This is a genomic window from Micromonospora sp. NPDC049662 (assembly GCF_040675055.1).
In the GTDB taxonomy this organism is placed as follows: Bacteria; Actinomycetota; Actinomycetes; order Mycobacteriales; family Micromonosporaceae; genus Micromonospora.
Genome location: NZ_JBFAOC010000060.1, coordinates 15,563 through 36,393, shown reverse-complemented (window position 1 = coordinate 36,393; position 20,831 = coordinate 15,563). Strand labels below are relative to the sequence as shown.

The window sequence follows — 20,831 nt, the reverse complement described above, 5'->3', positions numbered from 1 at the left end:
CACGCAGACGACCGCCCCCGCGCGCTCCCGGGCAGGGCCCGGCGCGCCGCCGCGTGCCCGCCCCACCTCGGTGCCGCCGGCGAGGGGCCAGGAGCCCGGCTCGGTGCCGGGCCGGTCCAGGCGGAACCAGACGCCCTTGCCGGTCGGCAGGTACGTGGTGCCCCAGCGGCTGGCGAAGTGGTCGACGAGCAGCAGTCCGCGACCTCGCTCGGAGACCTCGTCGATCTCGCTCGTGTCGTTGCGGGTGCCGACGGTCAGCTCGTCGTTGCCGGAGCTGGGCGCGAAGTCGGAGACGGTCACGGAGAGCCCGACATCGTCCGCCACGACCTCGATGTCCAGTTCGGTGCCGGCGTGCTCGACGGCGTTGGTGGTCAGCTCGGTGGTGAGCAGCAGCGCCTCGTTGACCAGGTCGTCGAGGTGCGCCTCGGCCAGGACGGAGCGGACGACCGCGCGGGCGGCGGCGGGCGTACGGCGGTCGGCGGGCAGACGGACACGCCGGACAGCCCCGTTCCGGGCCCCGGCCGTCGCGGGCCCCGCCTCGGCTGACACCCCCGTATCCTCTACCGTCCCCCGGCCGGGTGCCAAGCGGATCGGTGATCGGTGGGGGCGGCGCGGCGTCTCCAACGTGACGAGCGCCACTGGGCGACTTCTGTGTCCGGTTGGGTACCGCCGCGAGGATCCCGGGGGCCGACGGGTTCGATCGGCGGGTCGCGCACCCTGGCACTACGGCCGACGCGGGCACAATATGGGGTGCCGGTGTGTCTGTACGGGCACGGACCCCCCCAGGTGAGCGAGGCATCATGACCACGGCGAAGCAGTCGTACGCGGATCCGTCCGCGCCCGACCAGGACGCGCTCCTCGATGAGCTGACCGAGGCGCTGCGACGGGTTCGTCGCGGTGATCTGAAGGTCCGGCTGCCCCGTCGCGCCGGCAAGGCGGGCGAGGTCGCGGACGCCTTCAACGAGGTGGTCTCGGTCCAGGAGCGTCAGTACCTGGACCTGCGGCGGATCAGCCGGATCGTCGGTCGGGACGGTCGGCTCACCGAGCGGCTCGATGACGAGGGGCTGGACGGCTCCTGGGCGGAGGGGCAGCGGGCGATCAACTCGCTGATCGACGACCTGGGCCGGCCGACGACCGAGATCGCCCGCGTCATCGTGGCGGTCGCCGACGGCGACCTGTCCCAGCACATGGCGTTGGAGATCGACGGTCGGCCGCTGCGCGGTGAGTACCTGCGGATCGGGCGCACCGTGAACACGATGGTCGACCAGCTCTCGTCGTTCTCCAACGAGGTGACCCGGGTGGCCCGTGAGGTGGGCACCGAGGGCAAGCTGGGCGGCCAGGCCGACGTGCGGGGTGTCGCCGGCACGTGGAAGGACCTCACCGACTCGGTGAACACCATGGCGTCGAACCTGACCGGCCAGGTGCGGTCGATCTCGCAGGTGGCGACGGCGGTGGCCAAGGGCGACCTGTCGCAGAAGATCACGGTCAGCGCGCGCGGTGAGGTGGCCGAGCTGGCGGCCACGATGAACTACCTCACGGACACGCTGCGGCTCTTCGCCGAGCAGGTGACCCGGGTGGCCCGCGAGGTGGGCACCGAGGGCAAGTTGGGCGGGCAGGCCGAGGTGCCGAACGTGGCGGGCACCTGGAAGGACCTGACCGACAGCGTCAACTCGATGGCGTCGAACCTGACCGCCCAGGTCCGCAACATCGCGCAGGTCTCCACGGCGGTGGCGCGGGGTGACCTGTCGCAGAAGATCACCGTGGCGGCGCAGGGCGAGATCCTGGAGCTGAAGGACACCGTCAACACGATGGTGGACCAGTTGTCGTCGTTCGCCGACGAGGTCACGCGGGTGGCCCGTGAGGTGGGCATCGAGGGCAAGTTGGGTGGTCAGGCGCAGGTACGCGGCGTCTCCGGCACCTGGCGTGACCTCACCGAGAACGTCAACCAGTTGGCCGGCAACCTGACCAGCCAGGTCCGCAACATCTCCCAGGTCTCCACGGCAGTGGCGAAGGGGGACCTGTCGCAGAAGATCACCGTTGACGCGCAGGGCGAGATCCTGGAGCTGAAGAACACCGTCAACACGATGGTCGACCAGCTCTCGTCGTTCGCGGACGAGGTGACCCGGGTGGCCCGCGAGGTGGGCACCGAGGGCAACCTGGGCGGTCAGGCGCAGGTCAAGGGCGTCAGCGGTACGTGGCGTGACCTGACGGACAACGTGAACTCGATGGCGTCGAACCTGACCAGCCAGGTCCGCAACATCGCCTCGGTGACCACGGCGGTGGCGAAGGGCGACCTGTCGCAGAAGATCACGGTGGACGCGCGGGGCGAGATCCTGGAGCTGAAGTCGACGGTCAACACGATGGTGGACCAGCTCTCGTCGTTCGCGGACGAGGTGACCCGGGTGGCCCGTGAGGTGGGCACCGAGGGCAAGCTCGGCGGTCAGGCCCAGGTGCGTGGGGTCGCCGGCACCTGGCGCGACCTGACCGACAACGTGAACTCGATGGCGTCGAACCTGACGGCCCAGGTCCGCAACATCGCCCAGGTCTCGACGGCGGTGGCGAAGGGCGATCTGTCGCAGAAGATCACGGTGGACGCGCGGGGCGAGATCCTGGAGCTGAAGTCGACCGTCAACACGATGGTGGACCAGCTCTCGTCGTTCGCGGACGAGGTGACCCGGGTGGCCCGTGAGGTGGGTACCGAGGGCAAGCTCGGCGGTCAGGCCCAGGTCAAGGGCGTGTCCGGCACCTGGCGTGACCTGACGGACAACGTGAACTCGATGGCGTCGAACCTGACCAGCCAGGTCCGCAACATCGCCTCGGTGACCACCGCGGTGGCGAAGGGCGACCTGAGCCAGAAGATCACCGTGGACGCCCAGGGCGAGATCCTGGAGCTGAAGTCGACCGTCAACACGATGGTCGACCAGCTCTCGTCGTTCGCCGACGAGGTGACCCGGGTCGCCCGCGAGGTCGGCATCGAGGGCAAGTTGGGTGGTCAGGCGCAGGTCAAGGGCGTCTCCGGCACCTGGCGCGACCTCACCGAGAACGTCAACCAGCTCGCCTCGACGTTGACCACCCAGCTACGTGCCATCGCCCAGGTGTCCACGTCGGTGACCCGGGGCGATCTGACCCAGCGGATCGCCGTCAAGGCGCAGGGCGAGGTCGCCGAGCTGAAGGACAACATCAACCAGATGATCGTCACCCTCCGGGAGACGACCAAGAAGAACGCCGAGCAGGGCTGGCTGGACTCCAACCTGGCCCGCATCGGCGGCCTGTTGCAGGGCCAGCGCGACCTCGGCGAGGTCTGCCGGATGATCATGACCGAGGTGACGCCGCTGGTCGACGCGCAACTCGGCGCGTTCTTCCTGGCCGACGACACCGACGGCAGCATGCGGCTGCGGTTGACCTCGTCGTACGGCTATGTGGCGCGGGGGCACGACGTGACCTTCGGGCCGGGTGAGGGGCTGGTCGGGCAGACCGCCCTCTCGCGCCGGACGATCCGGGTCAGCGCCCCACCGAACAGCCGCCTCACGCTGCGCTCCGGTCTGGCCGAGACACCCCCGACCGACCTGGTGGTGCTCCCCGTGCTGTTCGAGGGGGAGCTGCTCGGGGTGATCGAGTTCGCCAGCGTGTCCGCCTTCTCCGAGCTGCACCTGTCGTTCCTGGAGCGGCTGGTGCTCACCATCGGCATCGCGGTCAACACCATCCAGGCCAACCGGCGTACGGAGGAGCTGCTGGCCCAGTCGCAGCGGCTGGCGCACGAGATGCAGGAGCAGTCGGCGGAGTTGCAGCGCACCAACGCCGAGCTGGAGGAGAAGGCCACCCTGCTCTCCGAGCAGAAGGGCAACATCGAGACCAAGAACCGGGAGATCGAGCTGGCCCGCCTCGGCCTGGAGGAGAAGGCGCAGCAGCTCACCCGGGCGTCGGCGTACAAGTCGGAGTTCCTGGCCAACATGAGCCACGAGCTGCGTACGCCGCTGAACTCGTTGCTGCTGCTGGCCCGCCTGCTCGCGGAGAACTCGGAGCAGAACCTCAGCCCGAAGCAGATCGAGTTCGCCCGGACGATCCACGGCTCCGGCTCCGACCTGCTGCGGCTGATCGACGACATCCTCGACCTGTCCAAGATCGAGGCGGGCCGGATGGACGTCGAGCCGACCGAGATCCGCTTCACCGAGCTGCGCGGCTTCGTCGAGCAGGCGTTCGCGCCGCAGGCCGAGGAGAAGAATCTCGACTTCCAGGTACGCGTCAGCAAGGATCTGCCGCCGGCGCTGGTGACCGACGCGCAGCGGTTGCAGCAGATCCTGCGCAACCTGCTCTCCAACGCGGTGAAGTTCACCGACAACGGCGCGGTGACGTTGCGGATCGCGCCGGCCGCGCCGAACGCGGTGTTCGACGTGCCCGCGCTGACGAACGCCCAGCAGGTGATCGCCTTCACGGTGATCGACACCGGGATCGGCATCTCCGACGACAAGCTGTCGATCATCTTCGAGGCGTTCCAGCAGGCGGACGGCACGACCAGCCGCCGCTACGGCGGCACCGGTCTGGGTCTGTCGATCAGCCGGGACCTGGCGCGACTGATCGGTGGCACGATCACCGTCTCGTCGGCGCCCGGCCAGGGCTCGACGTTCACGTTGTTCGTACCCCAGGTCCTCGCTCCGGACGCGGTCGTCGCGCCGCAGTCGCCGTCGCCACAGCGCGCCGGCCTGCCGTCGTCGCTGCTCATGCCGCCGCTGGAGCTGTTGCCGGAGCGGCCGGAGGCGCCGGCCACCCGGCAGCTGGACGGGGCCACGGTGCTGATCGTGGACGACGACGTGCGTAACGTCTTCGCTCTGACCAGCGCGTTGGAGCTGCACGGCATGACCGTGCTGTACTCGGACAACGGGGCGGACGGCGTCCGCCTGCTGGCCGAGCATCCGGAGGTGGACATCGTGCTGATGGACGCCATGATGCCCGACCAGGACGGGTACGAGACGACCCGTCAGATCCGGCGTAACCACCGGTTCGCCGACCTCCCCGTCGTCTTCCTGACCGCGAAGGCGATGCCGGGCGACCGCGAGTCGGCGCTCGCGGCCGGAGGAAGCGACTACATCACCAAGCCGGTCGACCTCGACGACCTGATCGAGCTGATGTCGTCCTGGATCAGCGGCAGCCGCACCGAGGAGACTTCGTGACCCAGATGGCCAAGGCGCTGCTCGTGGACGACCGCCGGGAGAACCTGATGGCCCTGGAGGCGATCCTCCAGGGCCTGCCGGTCCAGTCGGTGGCCGTGGAGAGCGGCGAGGCGGCCCTCAAGCAGTTGCTGGTGGACGACTTCGCGGTGATCCTGTTGGACGCGCAGATGCCGGACATGGACGGCTTCGAGACGGCCAGTCACATCAAGCGCCGGGAGCGCACCCGGCACGTGCCGATCATCTTTCTCACCGCCGCCGACCGGGACGCCCAGCTCGCTCTGCGGGGCTACCAGGTGGGCGCCGTGGACTACCTGACCAAGCCGTTCGACCCGTGGGTGCTGCGGGCCAAGGTGTCGGTCTTCGTCGAGCTGTGGGTGAAGACCCGGCAGTTGGCCGCCCAGTCGGACCTGGTGCGGGATCGCGACGCGCAGTGGCGGCGACTCACCGACGCGGTCGACGAGGCCACCACCCTGCTGCGCTCGGACGACCGGGAGGCGCGGGACCGTGCAGTCGGGCTCCTCGAACAGGCCCGCTGGGGCAACACGGCCTGACCAGCCGCGTTCGGCAGCTCGTGGCTGGGGCCGGGCCGGCTCACGCTCGCGGCGCCGGCCTGCGGGTCAGGCTTCGCCGGGTCGGAGGTGGCCGGTGGCGGCCCGGCGGACGCGCCAGCGTTCGCCGAGTGAGTCGATCTCTTCCTGGACGAAGATAAAGAAGTCGCGCATCTCGGCCACCCGTTCGCCGGCCGGCGTCTCCGCGCCGAGCGCCCCGATGCCGCCCTCGGCCACGTCGATGAACGTCTTGTAGATCGCGGTCTTCGTGATGGTCCCCTCGTACCAGGGGTTCTCCGGCATCCGGTAACGGTCGCGGCGGGAGCGGGGGACCGGCTCGCGGATCAGCATGCCGAACTGGGTGAGGTAACGGACCGCGCCGCTGACCGCCGCCGCGCTGACTCCGAGCCGTTCGCCGATCTCGGCGGCCGTCAGCGGATCGTCCGCGCTCATCACGGTGAACAGCACCCGAGCGGCCATCCGGGGGAAGCCGACCTCGGCGAACGTGAGGGCCATCCGTTCGACGAAGAGGTGCACCGGGTCGTGGCCGTCGGCCGCTGCCATCTCTGCCCCTCCCGTGTGGTTTGTGGGCACCGATGGTGCCGCGCTCACACTGTCTTCACAACTTTGTGAAACGAGTGTAGCTTCCGATATATGGAAACTCCGATTGAAGTGTCCGGCCTGGTCAAGACCTTCGGCCGCGTCCGGGCGCTCGACGGTCTGGACCTGAATGTCCGCGCCGGCGAGGTGCACGGGTTCCTCGGGCCGAACGGCGCCGGCAAGTCGACGGCCATTCGGGCGCTCCTCGGTCTGCTGCGGACGGACGCGGGGGCCGTCCGCCTGCTCGGGGGCGATCCGTGGCGCGACGCGGTGGCCCTGCACCGCCGGCTGGCGTACGTGCCGGGCGACGTGACGCTCTGGCCCAACCTCTCCGGCGGCGAGGTCATCGACCTGCTCGGCCGGATGCGCGGCGGCCTCGACCCGGCCCGCCGAGCCGAACTGCTCGAATCCTTCGAGCTGGATCCCCGCAAGAAGGGCCGGACGTACTCCAAGGGCAACCGGCAAAAGGTCGGCCTGGTGGCCGCCCTCGCGTCGGACGCCGAACTCCTCATCCTGGACGAGCCGACGTCCGGCCTGGACCCCCTCATGGAGGAGGTCTTCCAGCACTGGGTACGCCGGGCGAAGGCCGACGGCCGCACCGTGCTGCTCTCCAGCCACATCCTGGCCGAGGTGGAGGCGCTCTGCGACCGGGTGACGATCATCCGCAACGGGCGGGACGTGGAGACCGGCACCCTGAGCGAGCTGCGGCACCTGCGGCGCACCTCCATCGAGGCCGAGCTGACCGGTCCGGTGGACGGGCTGGGTCAGCTCACCGGCGTGCACGACCTGCGGGTGGACGGGCAGCGGGTGCGCTTCGACGTGGAGGACGCCGCGCTGGACAGCGCGCTCCGTCGACTCACCGAGATCGGCGTACGCAGCCTGGTCAGCCAACCGCCGACGCTCGAGGAGTTGTTCCTGCGGCACTACCAGGGCGAGCAGGTGCGCTCGTGACCGCGAGGAGTGAGCCGGGTTTGCGCGGCACCGCGTTCACCGGCACCCGACACCTGATGCGCCTGATCCTGCGGCGGGACCGGATCGTGCTGCCCATCTGGATCCTTCCGCTGGCCGTGCTGCCGGCCAGCTACGCCGGCGCGTTCACCGGCCTCTATCCGACCGCCGCCGAGCGGGCCGCCTACCTGGCCAGCACGGCGAGCAACCCGTCGATCGTCGCGCTGCTCGGTCCGGTGTACGGCGACAGCATCGGCGCGCTCACCGTCCAGCGAGCCGGGCTGTTCGCCATGATTGCCGCCCTGGCGAGCGTGCTGACGGTGGTACGACACACCCGCACCGAGGAGGAGGCCGGCCGGCGGGAGTTGCTGGGCGCATCGGTCCTCGGCCGGTACGCCGGGCTGACCGCGGCGCTGCTGGTCACGTACGCCGCGAATCTGCTGCTCGGCCTGCTCATCGCCGGCGGCCTGGTCGCGGCGGGTCTGCCCGGTGCCGGATCGCTGCTCTTCGGCGTCGGCGTGGCCCTGACCGGCATCGCGTTCGCCACGGTCGGCGGCCTGGCCGCGCAGCTCACCCAGAGCGCCGGCGGGGCGCGCGGCATCGGGCTGGGCGTGCTCGGGTTGGCGTTCGCGCTGCGCCTCGGCGGCGACGCCGGAGGTTCCGGTGGCAGCGGTGGACGTGCCGAATGGTTGAGCTGGATCTCCCCGCTCGGCTGGGCGCCCCGGGGGCGGGCCTTCACCGGCGAGCGTTGGTGGGTGCTGCTGCTACCGGTGCTGTTCAGTGTGGCGGTGGCGCTCGTCGCGTACCCCGTCTCGGTACGCCGGGACGTGGGCGCCGGCGTGCTGCCGCCCCGGCTCGGCCCGGCCACCGCGGGCGGCGCGCTGGCCGGACCGTTCGGCCTGGCCTGGCGGCTGCACCGGGGCCAGTTGCTCGGCTGGGCGGTCGGCTTCGGGCTGCTCGGTCTGGTGCTGGGCGGCGCGGCGGACGCGGCCGGCGACGCGGTGCAGGGCAACGAGCAGGTCGCCGAGCTGCTGGCCCGGCTGGGTGGGTCGACGACGTTGGCCGAGGCGTACCTCGGCAGCACGTTGAGCCTGACCGCGCTGGCCGCCGCCGGGTACGGCATCCAGGCCGCGCTGCGGGCGCGGGCGGAGGAGACCGCCGGGCGGGCCGAACCGCTGCTCGCCACGGCGGTGAGCAGGTTCCGCTGGCTGGCGGCGCACTTGGTCTTCGCGCTGCTCGGCCCGGTGGTCGTGTTGGCCGTGACGGGGGCGGCGACGGGACTGTCGTACGGCCTCAGCGTCGGTGACGTTGGCGGCGAGGTGCCCCGGATGCTCGGCGTGGGGCTGGTCCAGGTTCCGGCGGCGTGGGTCCTCGCGGGGCTGGCGGCGCTGCTGGTGGGGTGGCTGCCCCGGTTCTCGTGGGCGGCCTGGGCGGTGCTCGCCGGTTGCCTGCTGCTGGGTCAGATCGGCGCGATCCTGGAGCTGAGCCAGTGGGTCCTGGACATCTCCCCGTTCACCCACACCCCCCAGGTCCTGACCAACAACTGGACCCCGCTACCCCTGCTGGCCCTGAGCGCAGCAGCAGCCACCCTCCTAACCCTGGCCCTGAAGACCTTCCATACCCGAGACATCCCCACCCCCTGAAGCACGCGTTGATCAAGAGGTTCGCGTCAGCGGAAGCGCGATTTCTGACGCAAACCTCTTGATCAACAGGGTGGTCGAGGTCGTGCGCGGGGTGGGGTTGGGGGTGGGGGTGGGGTGGGGGTTAGCCGGTGGGTTGGTCGTTTTTGATCATCAGGGCGCTGCGCAGGCCGGTGATGTCCAGGACGCGGATCAGGAAGTCGCCGACGTGGGTGAGCATCAGCAGGCTCTGCGCGTGGCTGGCCTTGCGGCTGAGCACCACGAGTGTGCCCAGGCCCTGCGAGTCGCAGAAGGTGACGCCGCCGAGGTCGAGCACGATCCGCGGGGGCGGATCGGTCAGCACCTCGTTGACCACGGTGCTGAGCTGGGCGGCCGTGAGCATGTCGATCTCACCGGCCAGGCGAAGCACTGCTTCGTCGCCCGTCCGGTGTAGCGTGATGGACAGTTCGGCACGATCCACTCGGTCAGCCTAGCGCGATCCAGCCGACCCGGCCTGTCGAGGCGACGAGCCGGTCCATCGGGCACCGGAGCTGGGTGAGCCCGGTAACCCTCGCCCGGGGTGGCTGCTGGTTGACCGTCCGGCGCTGACACAATGGCGGCATCGTGACCGACATCGTTTCCGCCGGATCTGGCCGTTACCCGGCCGACGCGCCGGCCTCCGAGGCCCTGTTCGACCGCGCCCGCGCCATCGTGCCGGGCGGGGTCAACTCCCCCGTGCGCGCCTTCCAGGCGGTTGGCGGCACCCCGCGCTTCATGGTCCGTGGTGAGGGCCCGTGGCTGTACGACGCCGACGGTCGCCGCTACGTCGACCTGGTGTGCTCGTGGGGTCCGCTGATCCTCGGGCACGCCCACCCGGAGGTGGTGGACGCCGTGCAGACGGCCGCCGCCCGGGGCACCAGCTTCGGCACGCCCACCCCGGGCGAGGTGGAGCTGGCCGCCGAGATCGTCGACCGGACGCCGGTGGAGCAGGTCCGCCTGGTCAACTCCGGCACCGAGGCGACCATGTCGGCGATCCGGCTGGCCCGTGGCTTCACCGGCCGCTCCAAGATCGTCAAGTTCGCGGGTTGCTACCACGGGCACGTCGACGCGCTGCTCGCCTCCGCCGGTTCCGGTGTGGCGACCCTCGGCCTGCCCGACTCGCCCGGCGTCACCGGCGCGGCGGCCAGCGAGACGATCGTGCTGCCGTACAACGACATCCGGGCCGTCGAGGAGGCGTTCGCCGCCGAGGGCCCGCACATCGCCGCCGTGATCACCGAGGCCGCCGCCGGCAACATGGGCGTGGTCGCGCCCCGCGACGGCTTCAACCAGCAGTTGGCCCGGATCGCGCACGCGCACGGCGCCCTGCTCGTCGTCGACGAGGTGATGACCGGGTTCCGGGTCTCCCGCGCCGGGTGGCACGGCCTCGACGCCTCCGAGGCGGACCTGTGGACGTACGGCAAGGTCATGGGTGGTGGCCTGCCCGCCGCGGCGTTCGGCGGGCGCGCGGACATCATGGCGCGTCTCGCGCCGGCCGGCCCGGTCTACCAGGCCGGCACGCTCTCCGGTAACCCGCTGGCCTGCGCCGCCGGTCTGGCGACCCTGCGGCTCGCCGACGACGCGCTCTACCGCAGGCTCGACGACACGGCCGCCGTCGTGGGCAAGCTCGCGTCCGACGCGCTGGCCGCCGCCGGGGTCCCGCACCGTTTGTCGTACGCGGGCAGCATGTTCTCCATCTTCTTCACGGACGCCGACGTGGTCGACTACGACAGCGCGCGCACCCAGCAGGTGCCGGCGTTCAAGGCGTTCTTCCACTCGATGCTCGCCTCCGGCGTCTACCTGCCGCCGAGCGCGTTCGAGTCGTGGTTCGTGTCGGCGGCGATCGACGACGCCGCTCTGGAGCACATCGCCGCCGCGCTGCCGACGGCGGCGAATGCGGCGGCAGCCGCTGGTCACGGGGGGTAGTAGACAGTGGCGAAGACGGTGGTCCACGTGCTCCGGCACGGCGAGGTGCACAACCCCGACCAGATCCTGTACGGGCGGCTGCCCGGTTTCCGCCTCAGTGAGCTGGGCGTGCAGATGGCCAAGGCCGCCGCGCAGGGTCTCGCCGAGCGGGAGATCGTGCACGTGGTGGCCAGCCCGTTGGAGCGCGCCCAGCAGACCGCCGAGCCCATCGCCGCCCAGTTCGGGCTGCCGGTCGGGGTGGACGAGCGGCTGATCGAGAGCGCCAACTGGTTCGAGGGCAAGAAGGTCTCCCCGGGCGACGGGTCGTTCCGCGACCCGCGCAACTGGTGGGTGCTGCGCGACCCGGTGACGCCGTCCTGGGGTGAGGCGTACCGGGCGATCGCCGAGCGGATGTTCGCGGCCGTGCACGCCGCCCGGGTCGCCGCCGAGGGACGCGAGGCGGTGCTGGTGTCGCACCAGCTCCCGATCTGGACGCTGCGTCGTCACGTCGAGCGCAAGCGGCTCTGGCACGACCCGCGCAAGCGCCAGTGCGGGCTGGCCAGCCTCACGTCGTTCCACTTCGACGACGCGAAGGTGGTGGGCATCGGCTACAGCGAGCCGGCCGCGCACCTCGTCGCTCTCTCCGCGACAGCCCGGACGGCCAAGGGGGCCTGATGACCACCCGGAGGTGGACCGCCGGTCTGCTCGCCGCCGTCGCCACGGTGGCGCTGGCCGGCTGTACGGCGTCGAAGGGGCAGGAGAAGACCTGCTCGACCACCTCCGACGGCATCATCGAGTGCGCGCCGGACCAGCGTTCCGCGCCGCCGAAGCTCGCCGGTGAGCTGCTCACCGGCGGCACGTACGACGTCAGCGAGGCCCGTGGCCAGGTGGTCGTGGTCAACTTCTGGGGCTCCTGGTGCCCGCCCTGCCGGGCCGAGGCGGACGACCTGGAAGCCGTCTACCAGGCCACCAAGGGCTCCGGGGTGAGCTTCCTCGGCGTCAACGTGCAGGATTCGCGGGACAAGGCCAAGGCGTTCGAGCAGGGACGGGTCACCTATCCGAGCCTCTTCGACCCGCCGAGCAAGCTGGCGCTGTCCCTGGACATCCCGCCGAACACCGTCCCGGCGACCGTCGTGCTCGACCGGGAGGGCCGGGTCGCCGTGGTGATCCGGGCGGCCGTCACGCAGGAGGGCCTGCGACCGGTCGTCGATCGGATCGCGGCCGAGAAGCCGGCGTCGAACTGATGGGCGAGACCTTCGAGGAGCTGGCCCGGAGCGGGCCGCTGGTGCTCGCCATCGGCGCGGCGGCGCTAGCCGGCCTGGTCAGCTTCCTGTCCCCGTGCGTGCTCCCACTCGTCCCCGGCTACCTCTCATACGTGACGGGCCTAGCCGGCACCGACCTCGAAGGCCGTGTAAGGAAGGGCACCTTGTTACCGCCTGCGGTAGAGGAAGGGGCCCTTCCTTTCACTTCGGCGGGCGGGGGTGGAGCTGTTGCCGTACGGGAGCGGACCGCGGCGGTCGCCGTCAAGGGCCGGGTGCTCGCCGGGACGCTGCTCTTCATCGCCGGCTTCACCGTGGTCTTCGTGGCCACCGCGATCCTGTTCGCCAGCATCGGTCGGGTCTTCTTCGACTACGAGCGGCAGTTGGAGATCGTCGTCGGTGTGCTGATCATCGTGCTCGGCCTGGGCTACCTGGGGATGATCCCGGCGCTGCAACGCGAGTTCCGGATCTCCCGGCTGCCGTCGGCCGGCCTGCTCGGCGCGCCGGTCTTCGGGGCGGTGTTCGCGCTGAGTTGGGTGCCGTGCACCGGGCCGACCCTCGGCGCGGTGATGGGCATGGCGGCCACCAGTGGGCAGAGCGACCGGGCCGTGGTGCTCGCCGTGGCGTACTGCCTCGGGTTGGGGATACCGTTCGTCGTCTTCGGGCTGGGCTTCCAGCGCCTGCTCGGGGTCTTCCGCGCCATCCGGCGCAACAGCCGCTGGGTCACCCGGGTCGGCGGCGCCCTGCTCATCCTGATCGGCCTGGCGCTGGTCACCGGCGGATGGCAGAGCTTCGTGATCTGGTTGCAGACCACCGTCGGGGTGGGCGAGGTGAGCATATGACGGTCGTCGACGAGCGCCCGGAGGCCGAGGCCCCGGCGCCGCGCCGCCGGCCCAGCCGGCTGCTGGCCCTGCTGCGCAACTCGTGGCGGCAGCTCACCAGCATGCGTACGGCCCTGATCCTGCTCTTCCTGCTGGCGATCGCCGCGATCCCCGGATCGGTGCTGCCGCAGCGCGGGATCAGCCCGGAGAAGGTCAACCAGTACTTCGTCGACCACCCGGACTGGGCGCCTCGGCTGGACCGGATCGGCGCGTTCGAGGTTTTCGGGTCGGTCTGGTTCTCCGCCATCTACCTGCTGCTGTTCACGTCGCTGATCGGCTGCATCACGCCCCGCCTGCGCGACCACTTCCGGGCGCTGCGGTCCCGGCCACCGGTCGCGCCCAAACGGCTGGCCCGGCTGCCGCAGCACACCACGCTGCCCGCCCCGGCCGGCGGCGTGGACGCCGTCGCCGAGGTGCTGCGCAAGCGCCGTTGGCGGGTCGAGGTACGCGGGAACGAGGTTTCCGCCGAGAAGGGCTACCTCAAGGAGACCGGCAACCTGCTGTTCCACACCTCGCTCATCGCGGTGCTGATCGGCGTCGCGCTCGGCTCCTGGTACGGGTGGAGCGGCAACCGTCTGCTGGTGGCGGGCGCGGACAACGCGTTCTGCAACACCCGCCAGCAGTACGCCGAGGCCAAGCTCGGCCCTCGCGTCGACAGCGCCGACCTGCCCCGCTTCTGCCTGCGGCTGGACGACTTCCAGGCTCGGTTCCTGCCGTCCGGCCAGCCGGAGTTCTTCAACGCCCGGGTGACCGTGGACGGCCCCGACGAGCCGACCCGCAGCGCGGACTTCTCGGTCAACTCGCCGCTGCGTCTCGCCGACGCGAGCGTCTACCTGCTCGGCCACGGGTACGCCCCGGTGATCCGCTACACCGACCGGTACGGCAACAGCCAGGTCAGTGACGAACCGTTCCTGACCACCGGTGACATGGGCCTGACCAGCGAAGGGCTGGCCGCCTTCCCGGACGCGAACGTCGACCCGGCGACCGGCAAGCGGGTACCGGGTGAGCAGGTGGCCTTCACCGGCATCTACCTGCCCACCGCGCCGCAGCAGCCGCCGTTCGTCCGCTCCGAGTACCCCACCGAGCGCAACCCGGCGCTGAACCTGGTCGCCTACCGGGGCAATCTCGGCATGGACGCCGGCATCCCCGGCTCGGTCTACCAGCTCGACCAGCGGCAGGTGCGCAACGGCAAGGTCAAGGAAGTCGGCAGCAAGCTGCTCCGCAAGGGCGAGAAGTGGACGCTTGACGACGGCACAACCGTCGAGTTCCTGGGCACTGAGCGGTACGTGACGCTCTCCGTCCGGCACGATCCCGGTTCGACACCGTTGCTGGTGAGCTGCGGTGTGCTGCTGGTCGGGCTGATGGGTTCGCTGTTCGGGCGGCGTCGCCGGGTGTGGTTCCGGGTGCTGCCGGCCGACCCCGCTGATGGATCTCCGACAGGCGGTAGTAGCTTGATGGAGGCCGGTGGGTTGCCGCGCACCGACTATCCAGGGTTCGCCGACGAGTTCGCCCAGTTGGTCGCCGCCGTGAACGGTGACGAACGGGCGGCCGAGCGGGCCGGTGCCGACACCGAATCCGGTGGCCCGGCCGATGTGCGAGAAGGGACCGAGTGATGTCCGCGCTCTCCGACAATCTGGTGACCTTCGCGATCCTGACGTATCTGATCGCGATGATCAGCCACGCCGTCGAGTATGCGTTGGGCAACGCGCGTACCCGGGCCGCCGTGGCGTCGCCCGCTCGCGAGCTGGTGGGTGCCGGGGTCGGCGGTGCCGGCGGCGTGACCGCCGAGCCGTCCGGACCGGTGCCGCCGTCCGTCGACGGCTCGGCCGACCGGGCGCGGATCGCCGGGCTGGTCGCGGTGGGTGCCACCGCCCTCGCCGCCGTACTGCACCTCGGGGCGCTGGTCACCCGCGGTCTCGCGGCGGACCGCATGCCGTGGGGCAACATGTACGAGTTCGTGCTCACGGTGACGTTCATCGGGGTCGCGGCCTGGCTGGTGGTGCTCTGGAAGCGGCCGTCGCTGCGCAAGCTCGGGCTGTTCCTCACCCTGGTCATGGTGCTCCTGGTGGCCACCGCCGAGCTGGTCCTGTACGTGCCGATCGTGCCGCTGGTGCCGGCGCTGAACTCGTACTGGTTCGTCATCCACGTCTCGACCATCGTGTTCGCGTCCGGCATCTTCCTGCTCGGCGCGGTGCCGGCCGTCGGCTTCCTCATGCGCAACGGGTTCGAGCAGGGCAAGCGGAGCTTCCCGTACACCCTCGCCAAGCGGCTGCCCGCCGCGGCCAGCCTGGAGCGGCTGACGTTCGCGTTGCACGCGTTCGCCTTCCCGATCTTCACTTTCGCGGTGATCGCCGGCGCGATCTGGGCCGAGGCGGCCTGGGGTCGGCCGTGGGGCTGGGACCCGAAGGAGACCTGGGCGTTCATCTCCTGGGTGGTCTACGCCGGATACCTGCACGCGCGGGCCACGCCCAGCGTGAAGCGGAACGTGGCCACCTGGATCGCCGTGCTCGGCTTCCTCACCATGCTGATGAACCTGTTCGGCGTGAACATCTTCTTCACCGGCCTGCACTCGTACGGCGGGCTGAACTGACCTGGCAACACAGCGCGGGCCGGCCACGGAATCGTCCGTGACCGGCCCGCGTCGTCAGGGCGTGTGCGGTCAGCCGACGGTCACCGGCGCGACGTCGTTGCCCGGGTTGTCGTCCACCCGCGGGTAGCGGCCGTACGGCTGGACCTCGCCGGGCGTCCCGGAGAGGCTGTCGATGCGCAGGTCGAAGGTGACCGTGTTGCTGGTCCCGGCGGTGAACACGGCCCTTCCCCCGTCGCAGTACCAGGTCTTCGGGGCGTCGTCGCCGTTCTCCTCCTCCTCACTGCCGGTCTGTGAGCAGCGCGGGCTGCCCAGCACGGTGATGCCGGCCGGCGGGGTGAAGTAGAACGCGCCGACCGTGTCGCCGGAGATCGTGCCGTCCGGCACGCCCGGCCCTTCGTTACGGATGCCCACGGTGACCTGGACGGTGTCGCCGACCGCACCGGTGACGGCGGCGCCCTGGGCGACGATGTCGAAGGCGCCGTGCACCGCACGCAGGTAGGTCTGCCCGCCGACGCCGTCGACCTCGACCGGGATCACGCCGAGCGGCTTTCCGACCGGCCGGAGCCGCAGTGCCTGGTCGCTCTCGCGGTGCGTGAGTCGCACACCGCTCGGAAGGGGCCCGGCGGTCGCCAGCGGCTCCACGATCTGGGTGATCCGCTTGTCGCCGAGGGTGGCCGGACCGACCGTGGTGGCGAGCCCGCCGCGCAGCTCGTGCCGCTGGCCGGGCGCGAACGTGCCCCGCACGGTGCAGACGACCACGGTGGCGAGCACCTGGTCGGTGCCGTAGCGGCAGTTGCGGTAGCTGGCCGGGACGAGGCCGACCGGGAAGCGCATGGTGAGCCGCAGGTCGACGGCCGGTTGGTCGCCGGCGTTGACCACGGCCACCGGGGCGGCGCGGGTGTCACCCACCTCGACGCCGTCGACGTACTCGTCGACCATGTCGAGCAGGTCGGGCCCGGACCGCACGGTGATCGTCGCCTGCTGGGTGGACGGCTCGGTCTGCTCGCCGAGCGCGGTGTAGGTCAGGGTGCCGGTCGCGCCGTCGACCACGCCGGGCACGGCCCGGAACACCACCGGCACCGTGCCGGTGACGGTGCCGAACTCCTCGGTGGCGTCGGCCGGCATCGGGCAGGTGACCGAGGTGCCCTCGGTGACACACGCGGTGGGGAAGGTGGCCGTTGCGACGCCGGCCAGGCCGGTCAGGTCGAGGGTCACCCGGGGTTGGGCCGCGCCGGTGCTGGTCAGGGTCAGCGGAACCGCCCGAGCGGGAGCGCCCGGGCCGCCGACGGTGGCGTCGTAGAGCAGGGCCTCGACCCAGCCGGGATCGTCCTGCGCCAGGGCCGGCGTGGCGGCCACACCGACCGTCGCGGCGCCTACGACCAGCGCGGTGAAGCCGCGCAGGAGCCTGCCCCGTGATACACGCACAGATCTCATCGATCTCCTTGGTGAGGGGGACCGGTCGGCGTCACTTCAGCCCGACCGGCACCCCTGATCCTAGAGATCACCTATGACAGTTTTCGATCAGTCGATTGGTGCGCGGACACCGTCGGATGGCCTTGATCCACTCCAGATCGCCGACGTGGGGGCAATGCCGGGCGTCGGATGCCGCCACATCGGCGAGCTGGTGTCGATCACGATCGACGGCCCACCCACGCGAGCGGGCCGTCGATCACGATCAACGGCCGGCCGGCCGGCCCGCGCGGGCGGGCTCGGTCGCGGTCAGCCGCCGAACCAGCCCGGCATGTCGAGGCGGAACCAGTTGGTGGCGGCCATCGTGCGCAGGTCGTCCTCGATCGCGGCCACGCGCTCCTCGCCCAGGGTCGCGGCCCACCGTTGCCGTAGCCGATCGAAGATCTCGGCCGAGCGACGGAGCCCGTCGACGCCGCGCGGTGTCATCCGGACCAGCCGTCGGCGGGCGTCGGCGGGGTCGTCGACCCGTTCCAGGTAGCCGACGGCGACCAGCCGGTCGACGGTCTTGCCGGCGGCCTGCTTGGAGATGCCCAGTCGCTGCCCCAGCTCGCTGGCGGTGCCGTCGACGCCCACGGCCTGGAGCACGAACCCGTGCAGCGGGCGCAGCTCGGGGTGCCCCTCGCGGGCCAACTCGGCGTGCAGGTCGTCGATCAGCGTGCGGAAGCCGGCCAGCAGCAGCAGCGGGAGCTGGAAGCCGGGCCGGGACGGCTCAGGGGTTGCCATGTTCGACAACCACGTTTACTATTTCGTCAACCACGTTGACTATCTTAGGGCAGGCAACCATGTCCGTCTTCACCACCCACACCGCCGAGACCGCACCCGCCGCCGCACGCCGGGCCATCGAGGGAGTACGCGGCCGATTCGGCTGGCTGCCCAGCGCGGTGGCCCTGATTGCCGAGTCGCCACAGCTACTCAACGGCTTCCTCGCCGCCAGTGCGGGATTCGAACAGACCAGCCTCGCGCCCGTCGAGCGGGAGGTGGTCATCATGGCCCTCTCCACCTCCCACGAATGCCACTTCTGCGTGGCCCTGCACACCGGCAAGATCACTGAGATCGGCGCGAGCGCCGCGCTGATCACCGCGCTGCGCGCCGGCACGAAGCTGCCCGAGCCGCGACTGGAAGCGCTGCGCCAGTTCACGCTGGCCGTGCTCGAGCACCGGGGCGCGGTGCCCGACGAGGAGCTGGAAGCCTTCCTGGCGGTCGGCTACCAGCCCCGGCAGGCGCTGGACGTGGTGCTCGGGGTCGGGGCGTACACCATGTCCACCTTCGCCAACCGGCTCACCCGCGCGCCGCTCGACCCGCCGCTGGCCGCTCACGCCTGGACGCCGCCCGTGTCCTGAGCGAGCCGCGTTACCGCGACATGCCGGCAGAGGCTGACTCAGGGTCGCGGTTCCGCTACCTTGCGCCAGAAGGGCCGATGGGCCTCCTCGGCAGCGGAAGGTGAGGCGCGGTGACCACGACACTGTCCACAGCGGAAATGATCAGAGACCAGCTCCGGCGGTCCCGGCTCGCGGCCGGGCTCAGCCAGGAGGAGTACGGCAAACGGGCGCACTACTCACCGTCCATGGTGTCCTCGGTCGAGGTGGGCTCGACGGTGCCCAACCTGGCGTACCTGACCCGGGCCGACGAGGTGCTCGACACCGGCGGCCTGCTGGTCTCGCTACGCGAGCTGGGTCGCCGGCACGCCGAGCCGGTGTGGTTCCGCCCCTGGTTGGAGGTCGAGCGGGTGGCCACCCAGTTGCGGTGCTTCGAAGCGACGATGGTTCCCGGGCTGTTGCAGACCGCCGACTACGCCCGCGCGGTGTTCCGGCTCGACCTGGGGCTCACCGCCGAGCGGGTGGAGGAGTTGGTGGCCGCCCGGCTGGAACGGCAGACGATCCTCGACCGGGAGCACCCGCCGCAGCTCACCGCCGTGATCGACGAGGCCGCCCTGCGACGCTTCGCCGAGGGCAACGCCGGGGTGCTGGCCGGCCAGCTCCGGCACCTGGTGGCGTGCGCCCGCCGCCCGCACATCCGGGTGCACGTGCTGCCCCAGGCGGTCGGGCTGCACGCCGGCATGTTCGGGCCGTTCATCCTGGGCCGCACCGCCGACGGCAGTTGGCTCGGTTTTCTCGACAACCAGACCGGCGGCACCGCCGTCGACGAGAACAACGAGGTGGCGACCCTGCTCGGAAGGTGGGAGAGTCTGCGCAGCGACGCGCTGCCCCGGCAGCAGTCCATCGACCTGCTCGAGGAGATCGTGAAGCCATGGATCTGACCGGAGCTCAGTGGCGCAAGTCCACCCGCAGCGGCAACAACAGCGGCGCCTGCGTCGAGGTCGCCGACAACCTGCCCGGCCGGGTGCACGTCCGCGATTCGAAGGACCGCGACGGCGGCGTGCTGACCTTCAGCCCGGCCGCGTGGCGCTCCTTCGTCGAGCTGACCCGCACCCCCTGACCCCAGGGCTCCTGCTTAGGCCGCGTGGCCCGCACCCACTGACCTAACCCGGGCTCGGGCTCAGGCCGCGAGGAAGTCGCGCAGCAGGGCGAGCATCACGTCCGGGCGCTCCTCGTACAGCCAGTGCCCGCAGTCGTCGATCACCTCGCCGCGAACGGTGTCGGCGTACCGGCGTACCTGCTCGGCGACCTGGCCGCCGAGGCTGGCCGCCGCGCCGACGGCCAGCACCGGCATGGTGAGCTTCGTGGCCCGGTACGTCGCGTTGTCGGCGATGTCCCGGTCGAACGCCCGGAAGTGGGCGAAGCTCGCCCGCAGGTGCGCCGGGTCGCGCAGGTGGCCGGCGAACTCCTCGATGTCCGACGCCCTGATGCTGCCCTTGTGCACCATCAGGGCGTCGGTGAACCGGTCCACCCAGAGCGACTCCCGCCCACGGACCAGCTCCTCCGGCAGCCCGTTGTCGAGCGTGAAGAAGCCGAAGTTCCACACCGCCGGCCCGGCCGCGGTGAGCGCGGGAAACGTGTAGATGCTCTCGTCGGGGATCGGCGCCTCGGTGAGCGCCAGCCGGCTCACCCGGTCGGGATGGGCGGCGGCGTACGCGTACGCCACCATCGTCCCCAGGTCGTGCCCGACCACTCGCAGGTCGTTGACCAGGCCGAGTTGGTCGAGCAGGCCGTGCAGGTCGGCGGCGACGCTCTTCTTGTCGTACCCGTCGACCGGGGCGTCGCTGTCCCCGAAGCCGCGCAGGTCGGGCGCGACCACCTCGAAGGACCGCCCCAACTCGGGCAGCAGGTGCCGCCACATGTACCAGCACTGCGGGTACCCGTGCAGCAGCACCAGCGGTGGGCCGCTGCCACCACGGACATAGTTCATGGTCATCCGACCGACCCGTGCCCGTTGCTCGGTGAACCCCGCCGGAACCCGATCGCCACCCATCCGCCGCCCCCGTCTGCCGGCTGCCCGGCTACCCGCTCGACCGGCGGCCATGCCTGCGCACGGCGCGCATGCCTGCGACACGGCGCTCGAACGTTGATCGACTCGGGTTTCCGGAAGTCGGGCCGTCCCAGGCCGCCGGACACCCCGATTTCCGGAAACCCGACCGGACAGGCCGGGGCTCGCCGGGGTCGTCGCGGGTCTCACAGCACCCGGCGTGGGCCGCGCCGCACCCGGTGCGGGAGACTGGGCGACATGGCTCGTGGCTTCCCGTACACCGATCTCAAGGACTTCCTCGCGGCGCTGGAGCGCGCGGGGGAGTTGCGGGGGGGGGGGGGGGGGGCGGCCCCCCCCCCCCCCCCCGGGTCGATGGGGGGGGGCCGCCGGGGGGCGCGCCGCGCGGGCCGGGGGGTGCTGGGGACACAGGAACAGGAAGGCGGA

Annotated in this window: 19 protein-coding genes; 13 read left to right on the top strand and 6 right to left on the bottom strand. The window is 71.2% G+C overall.

The features are described from left to right. Positions 1–549, bottom strand: a 549-nt coding sequence (locus tag AB0J36_RS29060; RefSeq protein WP_363661391.1) for an ATP-binding protein, incomplete at its 3' end; no start/stop codon positions are given. 251 nt (positions 550–800) lie between these two features. On the opposite strand from AB0J36_RS29060, the gene AB0J36_RS29055 reads away from it, so the two are divergent. Together AB0J36_RS29055 and AB0J36_RS29050 are read left to right on the top strand one after the other, a co-directional pair. Then, entirely contained in the window at positions 801–5,168 is a 4,368-nt protein-coding gene (locus AB0J36_RS29055) for a HAMP domain-containing protein (protein WP_357171609.1), read from the top strand. Continuing rightward, entirely contained in the window at positions 5,165–5,719 is a 555-nt protein-coding gene (locus AB0J36_RS29050) for a response regulator (protein ID WP_357133755.1), read from the top strand. Before AB0J36_RS29055 ends, AB0J36_RS29050 begins: the two co-directional genes overlap by 4 nt. 66 nt (positions 5,720–5,785) lie before the next feature. On the opposite strand, the gene AB0J36_RS29045 is transcribed toward AB0J36_RS29050, so the two are convergent. Continuing rightward, positions 5,786–6,280 (bottom strand): helix-turn-helix domain-containing protein, encoded by a 495-nt coding sequence (locus tag AB0J36_RS29045; protein WP_357133753.1) that lies wholly within the window; start codon positions 6,278–6,280, stop codon positions 5,786–5,788. A 90-nt stretch (positions 6,281–6,370) separates the two neighbouring features. Between AB0J36_RS29045 and AB0J36_RS29040 the strand changes: the two genes are divergently transcribed. Further along, entirely contained in the window at positions 6,371–7,267 is an 897-nt protein-coding gene (locus tag AB0J36_RS29040; RefSeq protein ID WP_363661390.1) for an ABC transporter ATP-binding protein, read from the top strand. Continuing rightward, positions 7,264–8,907 carry an ABC transporter permease gene (locus AB0J36_RS29035; RefSeq protein WP_363661389.1) on the top strand — a complete coding sequence of 548 codons (1,644 nt, stop codon included), beginning with the start codon at positions 7,264–7,266 and terminating at the stop codon, positions 8,905–8,907. Before AB0J36_RS29040 ends, AB0J36_RS29035 begins: the two co-directional genes overlap by 4 nt. Before the next feature lie 121 nt (positions 8,908–9,028). Here AB0J36_RS29035 and AB0J36_RS29030 read toward each other — a convergent pair whose 3' ends face one another. Beyond that, on the bottom strand, positions 9,029–9,364 hold the full coding sequence (locus AB0J36_RS29030) for an STAS domain-containing protein (RefSeq protein ID WP_357133747.1): 336 nt from the start codon (positions 9,362–9,364) through the stop codon (positions 9,029–9,031). Positions 9,365–9,507: 143 nt separating this feature from the next. Here AB0J36_RS29030 and hemL point away from each other — a divergent pair, with 143 nt between their 5' ends. The 6 genes from hemL to ccsB are packed head-to-tail and all read left to right on the top strand — an operon-like array spanning position 9,508 to position 15,554. Further along, positions 9,508–10,845 (top strand): glutamate-1-semialdehyde 2,1-aminomutase, encoded by a 1,338-nt coding sequence (gene hemL, locus AB0J36_RS29025; protein ID WP_357133745.1) that lies wholly within the window; start codon positions 9,508–9,510, stop codon positions 10,843–10,845. A gap of 6 nt (positions 10,846–10,851) precedes the next feature. Next, positions 10,852–11,499 (top strand): histidine phosphatase family protein, encoded by a 648-nt coding sequence (locus AB0J36_RS29020; RefSeq protein WP_357171605.1) that lies wholly within the window; start codon positions 10,852–10,854, stop codon positions 11,497–11,499. Then, on the top strand, positions 11,499–12,068 hold the full coding sequence (locus AB0J36_RS29015; protein WP_357392492.1) for a TlpA disulfide reductase family protein: 570 nt from the start codon (positions 11,499–11,501) through the stop codon (positions 12,066–12,068). The genes AB0J36_RS29020 and AB0J36_RS29015 overlap by 1 nt, the downstream gene beginning before the upstream one ends. Next, a complete protein-coding gene (locus AB0J36_RS29010; protein ID WP_357392491.1) occupies positions 12,068–12,925 on the top strand; it encodes a cytochrome c biogenesis protein CcdA in 858 nt (285 codons plus the stop codon). Before AB0J36_RS29015 ends, AB0J36_RS29010 begins: the two co-directional genes overlap by 1 nt. Then, entirely contained in the window at positions 12,922–14,577 is a 1,656-nt protein-coding gene (locus tag AB0J36_RS29005; protein WP_363661388.1) for a cytochrome c biogenesis protein ResB, read from the top strand. Before AB0J36_RS29010 ends, AB0J36_RS29005 begins: the two co-directional genes overlap by 4 nt. Further along, positions 14,577–15,554, top strand: a complete 978-nt coding sequence (gene ccsB / locus AB0J36_RS29000; protein WP_357171603.1) for a c-type cytochrome biogenesis protein CcsB — start codon at positions 14,577–14,579, stop codon at positions 15,552–15,554. The genes AB0J36_RS29005 and ccsB overlap by 1 nt, the downstream gene beginning before the upstream one ends. A 69-nt stretch (positions 15,555–15,623) precedes the next feature. On the opposite strand, the gene AB0J36_RS28995 is transcribed toward ccsB, so the two are convergent. Further along, positions 15,624–16,979, bottom strand: a complete 1,356-nt coding sequence (locus AB0J36_RS28995; protein ID WP_363661387.1) for a hypothetical protein — start codon at positions 16,977–16,979, stop codon at positions 15,624–15,626. Between the two features lie 294 nt (positions 16,980–17,273). Next, a complete protein-coding gene (locus tag AB0J36_RS28990) occupies positions 17,274–17,747 on the bottom strand; it encodes a MarR family winged helix-turn-helix transcriptional regulator (RefSeq protein ID WP_363661386.1) in 474 nt (157 codons plus the stop codon). A 59-nt stretch (positions 17,748–17,806) separates the two neighbouring features. Here AB0J36_RS28990 and AB0J36_RS28985 point away from each other — a divergent pair, with 59 nt between their 5' ends. From AB0J36_RS28985 to AB0J36_RS28975, 3 genes are all read left to right on the top strand, one after another. Next, on the top strand, positions 17,807–18,364 hold the full coding sequence (locus AB0J36_RS28985) for a carboxymuconolactone decarboxylase family protein (protein WP_357133728.1): 558 nt from the start codon (positions 17,807–17,809) through the stop codon (positions 18,362–18,364). A gap of 137 nt (positions 18,365–18,501) precedes the next feature. After that, complete coding sequence (locus AB0J36_RS28980; RefSeq protein ID WP_357133847.1) at positions 18,502–19,281, top strand: helix-turn-helix transcriptional regulator; 780 nt, start codon at positions 18,502–18,504, stop codon at positions 19,279–19,281. Then, the gene (locus AB0J36_RS28975) at positions 19,272–19,460 is read left to right on the top strand and encodes a DUF397 domain-containing protein (protein ID WP_357133726.1); all 189 of its coding nucleotides are present in this window, start codon (positions 19,272–19,274) and stop codon (positions 19,458–19,460) included. The genes AB0J36_RS28980 and AB0J36_RS28975 overlap by 10 nt, the downstream gene beginning before the upstream one ends. A gap of 60 nt (positions 19,461–19,520) precedes the next feature. Here AB0J36_RS28975 and AB0J36_RS28970 read toward each other — a convergent pair whose 3' ends face one another. Beyond that, positions 19,521–20,336: an alpha/beta hydrolase gene (locus AB0J36_RS28970; protein WP_357133724.1), complete on the bottom strand. Its 816-nt coding sequence runs from the start codon at positions 20,334–20,336 to the stop codon at positions 19,521–19,523. Positions 20,337–20,831: the final 495 nt, after the last annotated feature.

Excerpts from the sequence above, each read along its gene's own strand:
- AB0J36_RS29055 (WP_357171609.1), top strand. The coding sequence starts at position 801 with ATGACCACGGCGAAGCAGTCGTACGCGGATCCGTCCGCGCCCGACCAG.
- AB0J36_RS29045 (WP_357133753.1), bottom strand. The coding sequence starts at position 6,280 with ATGGCAGCGGCCGACGGCCACGACCCGGTGCACCTCTTCGTCGAACGG.
- AB0J36_RS29040 (WP_363661390.1), top strand. The coding sequence starts at position 6,371 with ATGGAAACTCCGATTGAAGTGTCCGGCCTGGTCAAGACCTTCGGCCGC.
- AB0J36_RS29015 (WP_357392492.1), top strand. The coding sequence starts at position 11,499 with ATGACCACCCGGAGGTGGACCGCCGGTCTGCTCGCCGCCGTCGCCACG.
- AB0J36_RS29010 (WP_357392491.1), top strand. The coding sequence starts at position 12,068 with ATGGGCGAGACCTTCGAGGAGCTGGCCCGGAGCGGGCCGCTGGTGCTC.
- AB0J36_RS29005 (WP_363661388.1), top strand. The coding sequence starts at position 12,922 with ATGACGGTCGTCGACGAGCGCCCGGAGGCCGAGGCCCCGGCGCCGCGC.
- ccsB (WP_357171603.1), top strand. The coding sequence starts at position 14,577 with ATGTCCGCGCTCTCCGACAATCTGGTGACCTTCGCGATCCTGACGTAT.
- AB0J36_RS28990 (WP_363661386.1), bottom strand. The coding sequence starts at position 17,747 with ATGGCAACCCCTGAGCCGTCCCGGCCCGGCTTCCAGCTCCCGCTGCTG.
- AB0J36_RS28985 (WP_357133728.1), top strand. The coding sequence starts at position 17,807 with ATGTCCGTCTTCACCACCCACACCGCCGAGACCGCACCCGCCGCCGCA.
- AB0J36_RS28980 (WP_357133847.1), top strand. The coding sequence starts at position 18,502 with ATGATCAGAGACCAGCTCCGGCGGTCCCGGCTCGCGGCCGGGCTCAGC.
- AB0J36_RS28975 (WP_357133726.1), top strand. The coding sequence starts at position 19,272 with ATGGATCTGACCGGAGCTCAGTGGCGCAAGTCCACCCGCAGCGGCAAC.
- AB0J36_RS28970 (WP_357133724.1), bottom strand. The coding sequence starts at position 20,336 with ATGACCATGAACTATGTCCGTGGTGGCAGCGGCCCACCGCTGGTGCTG.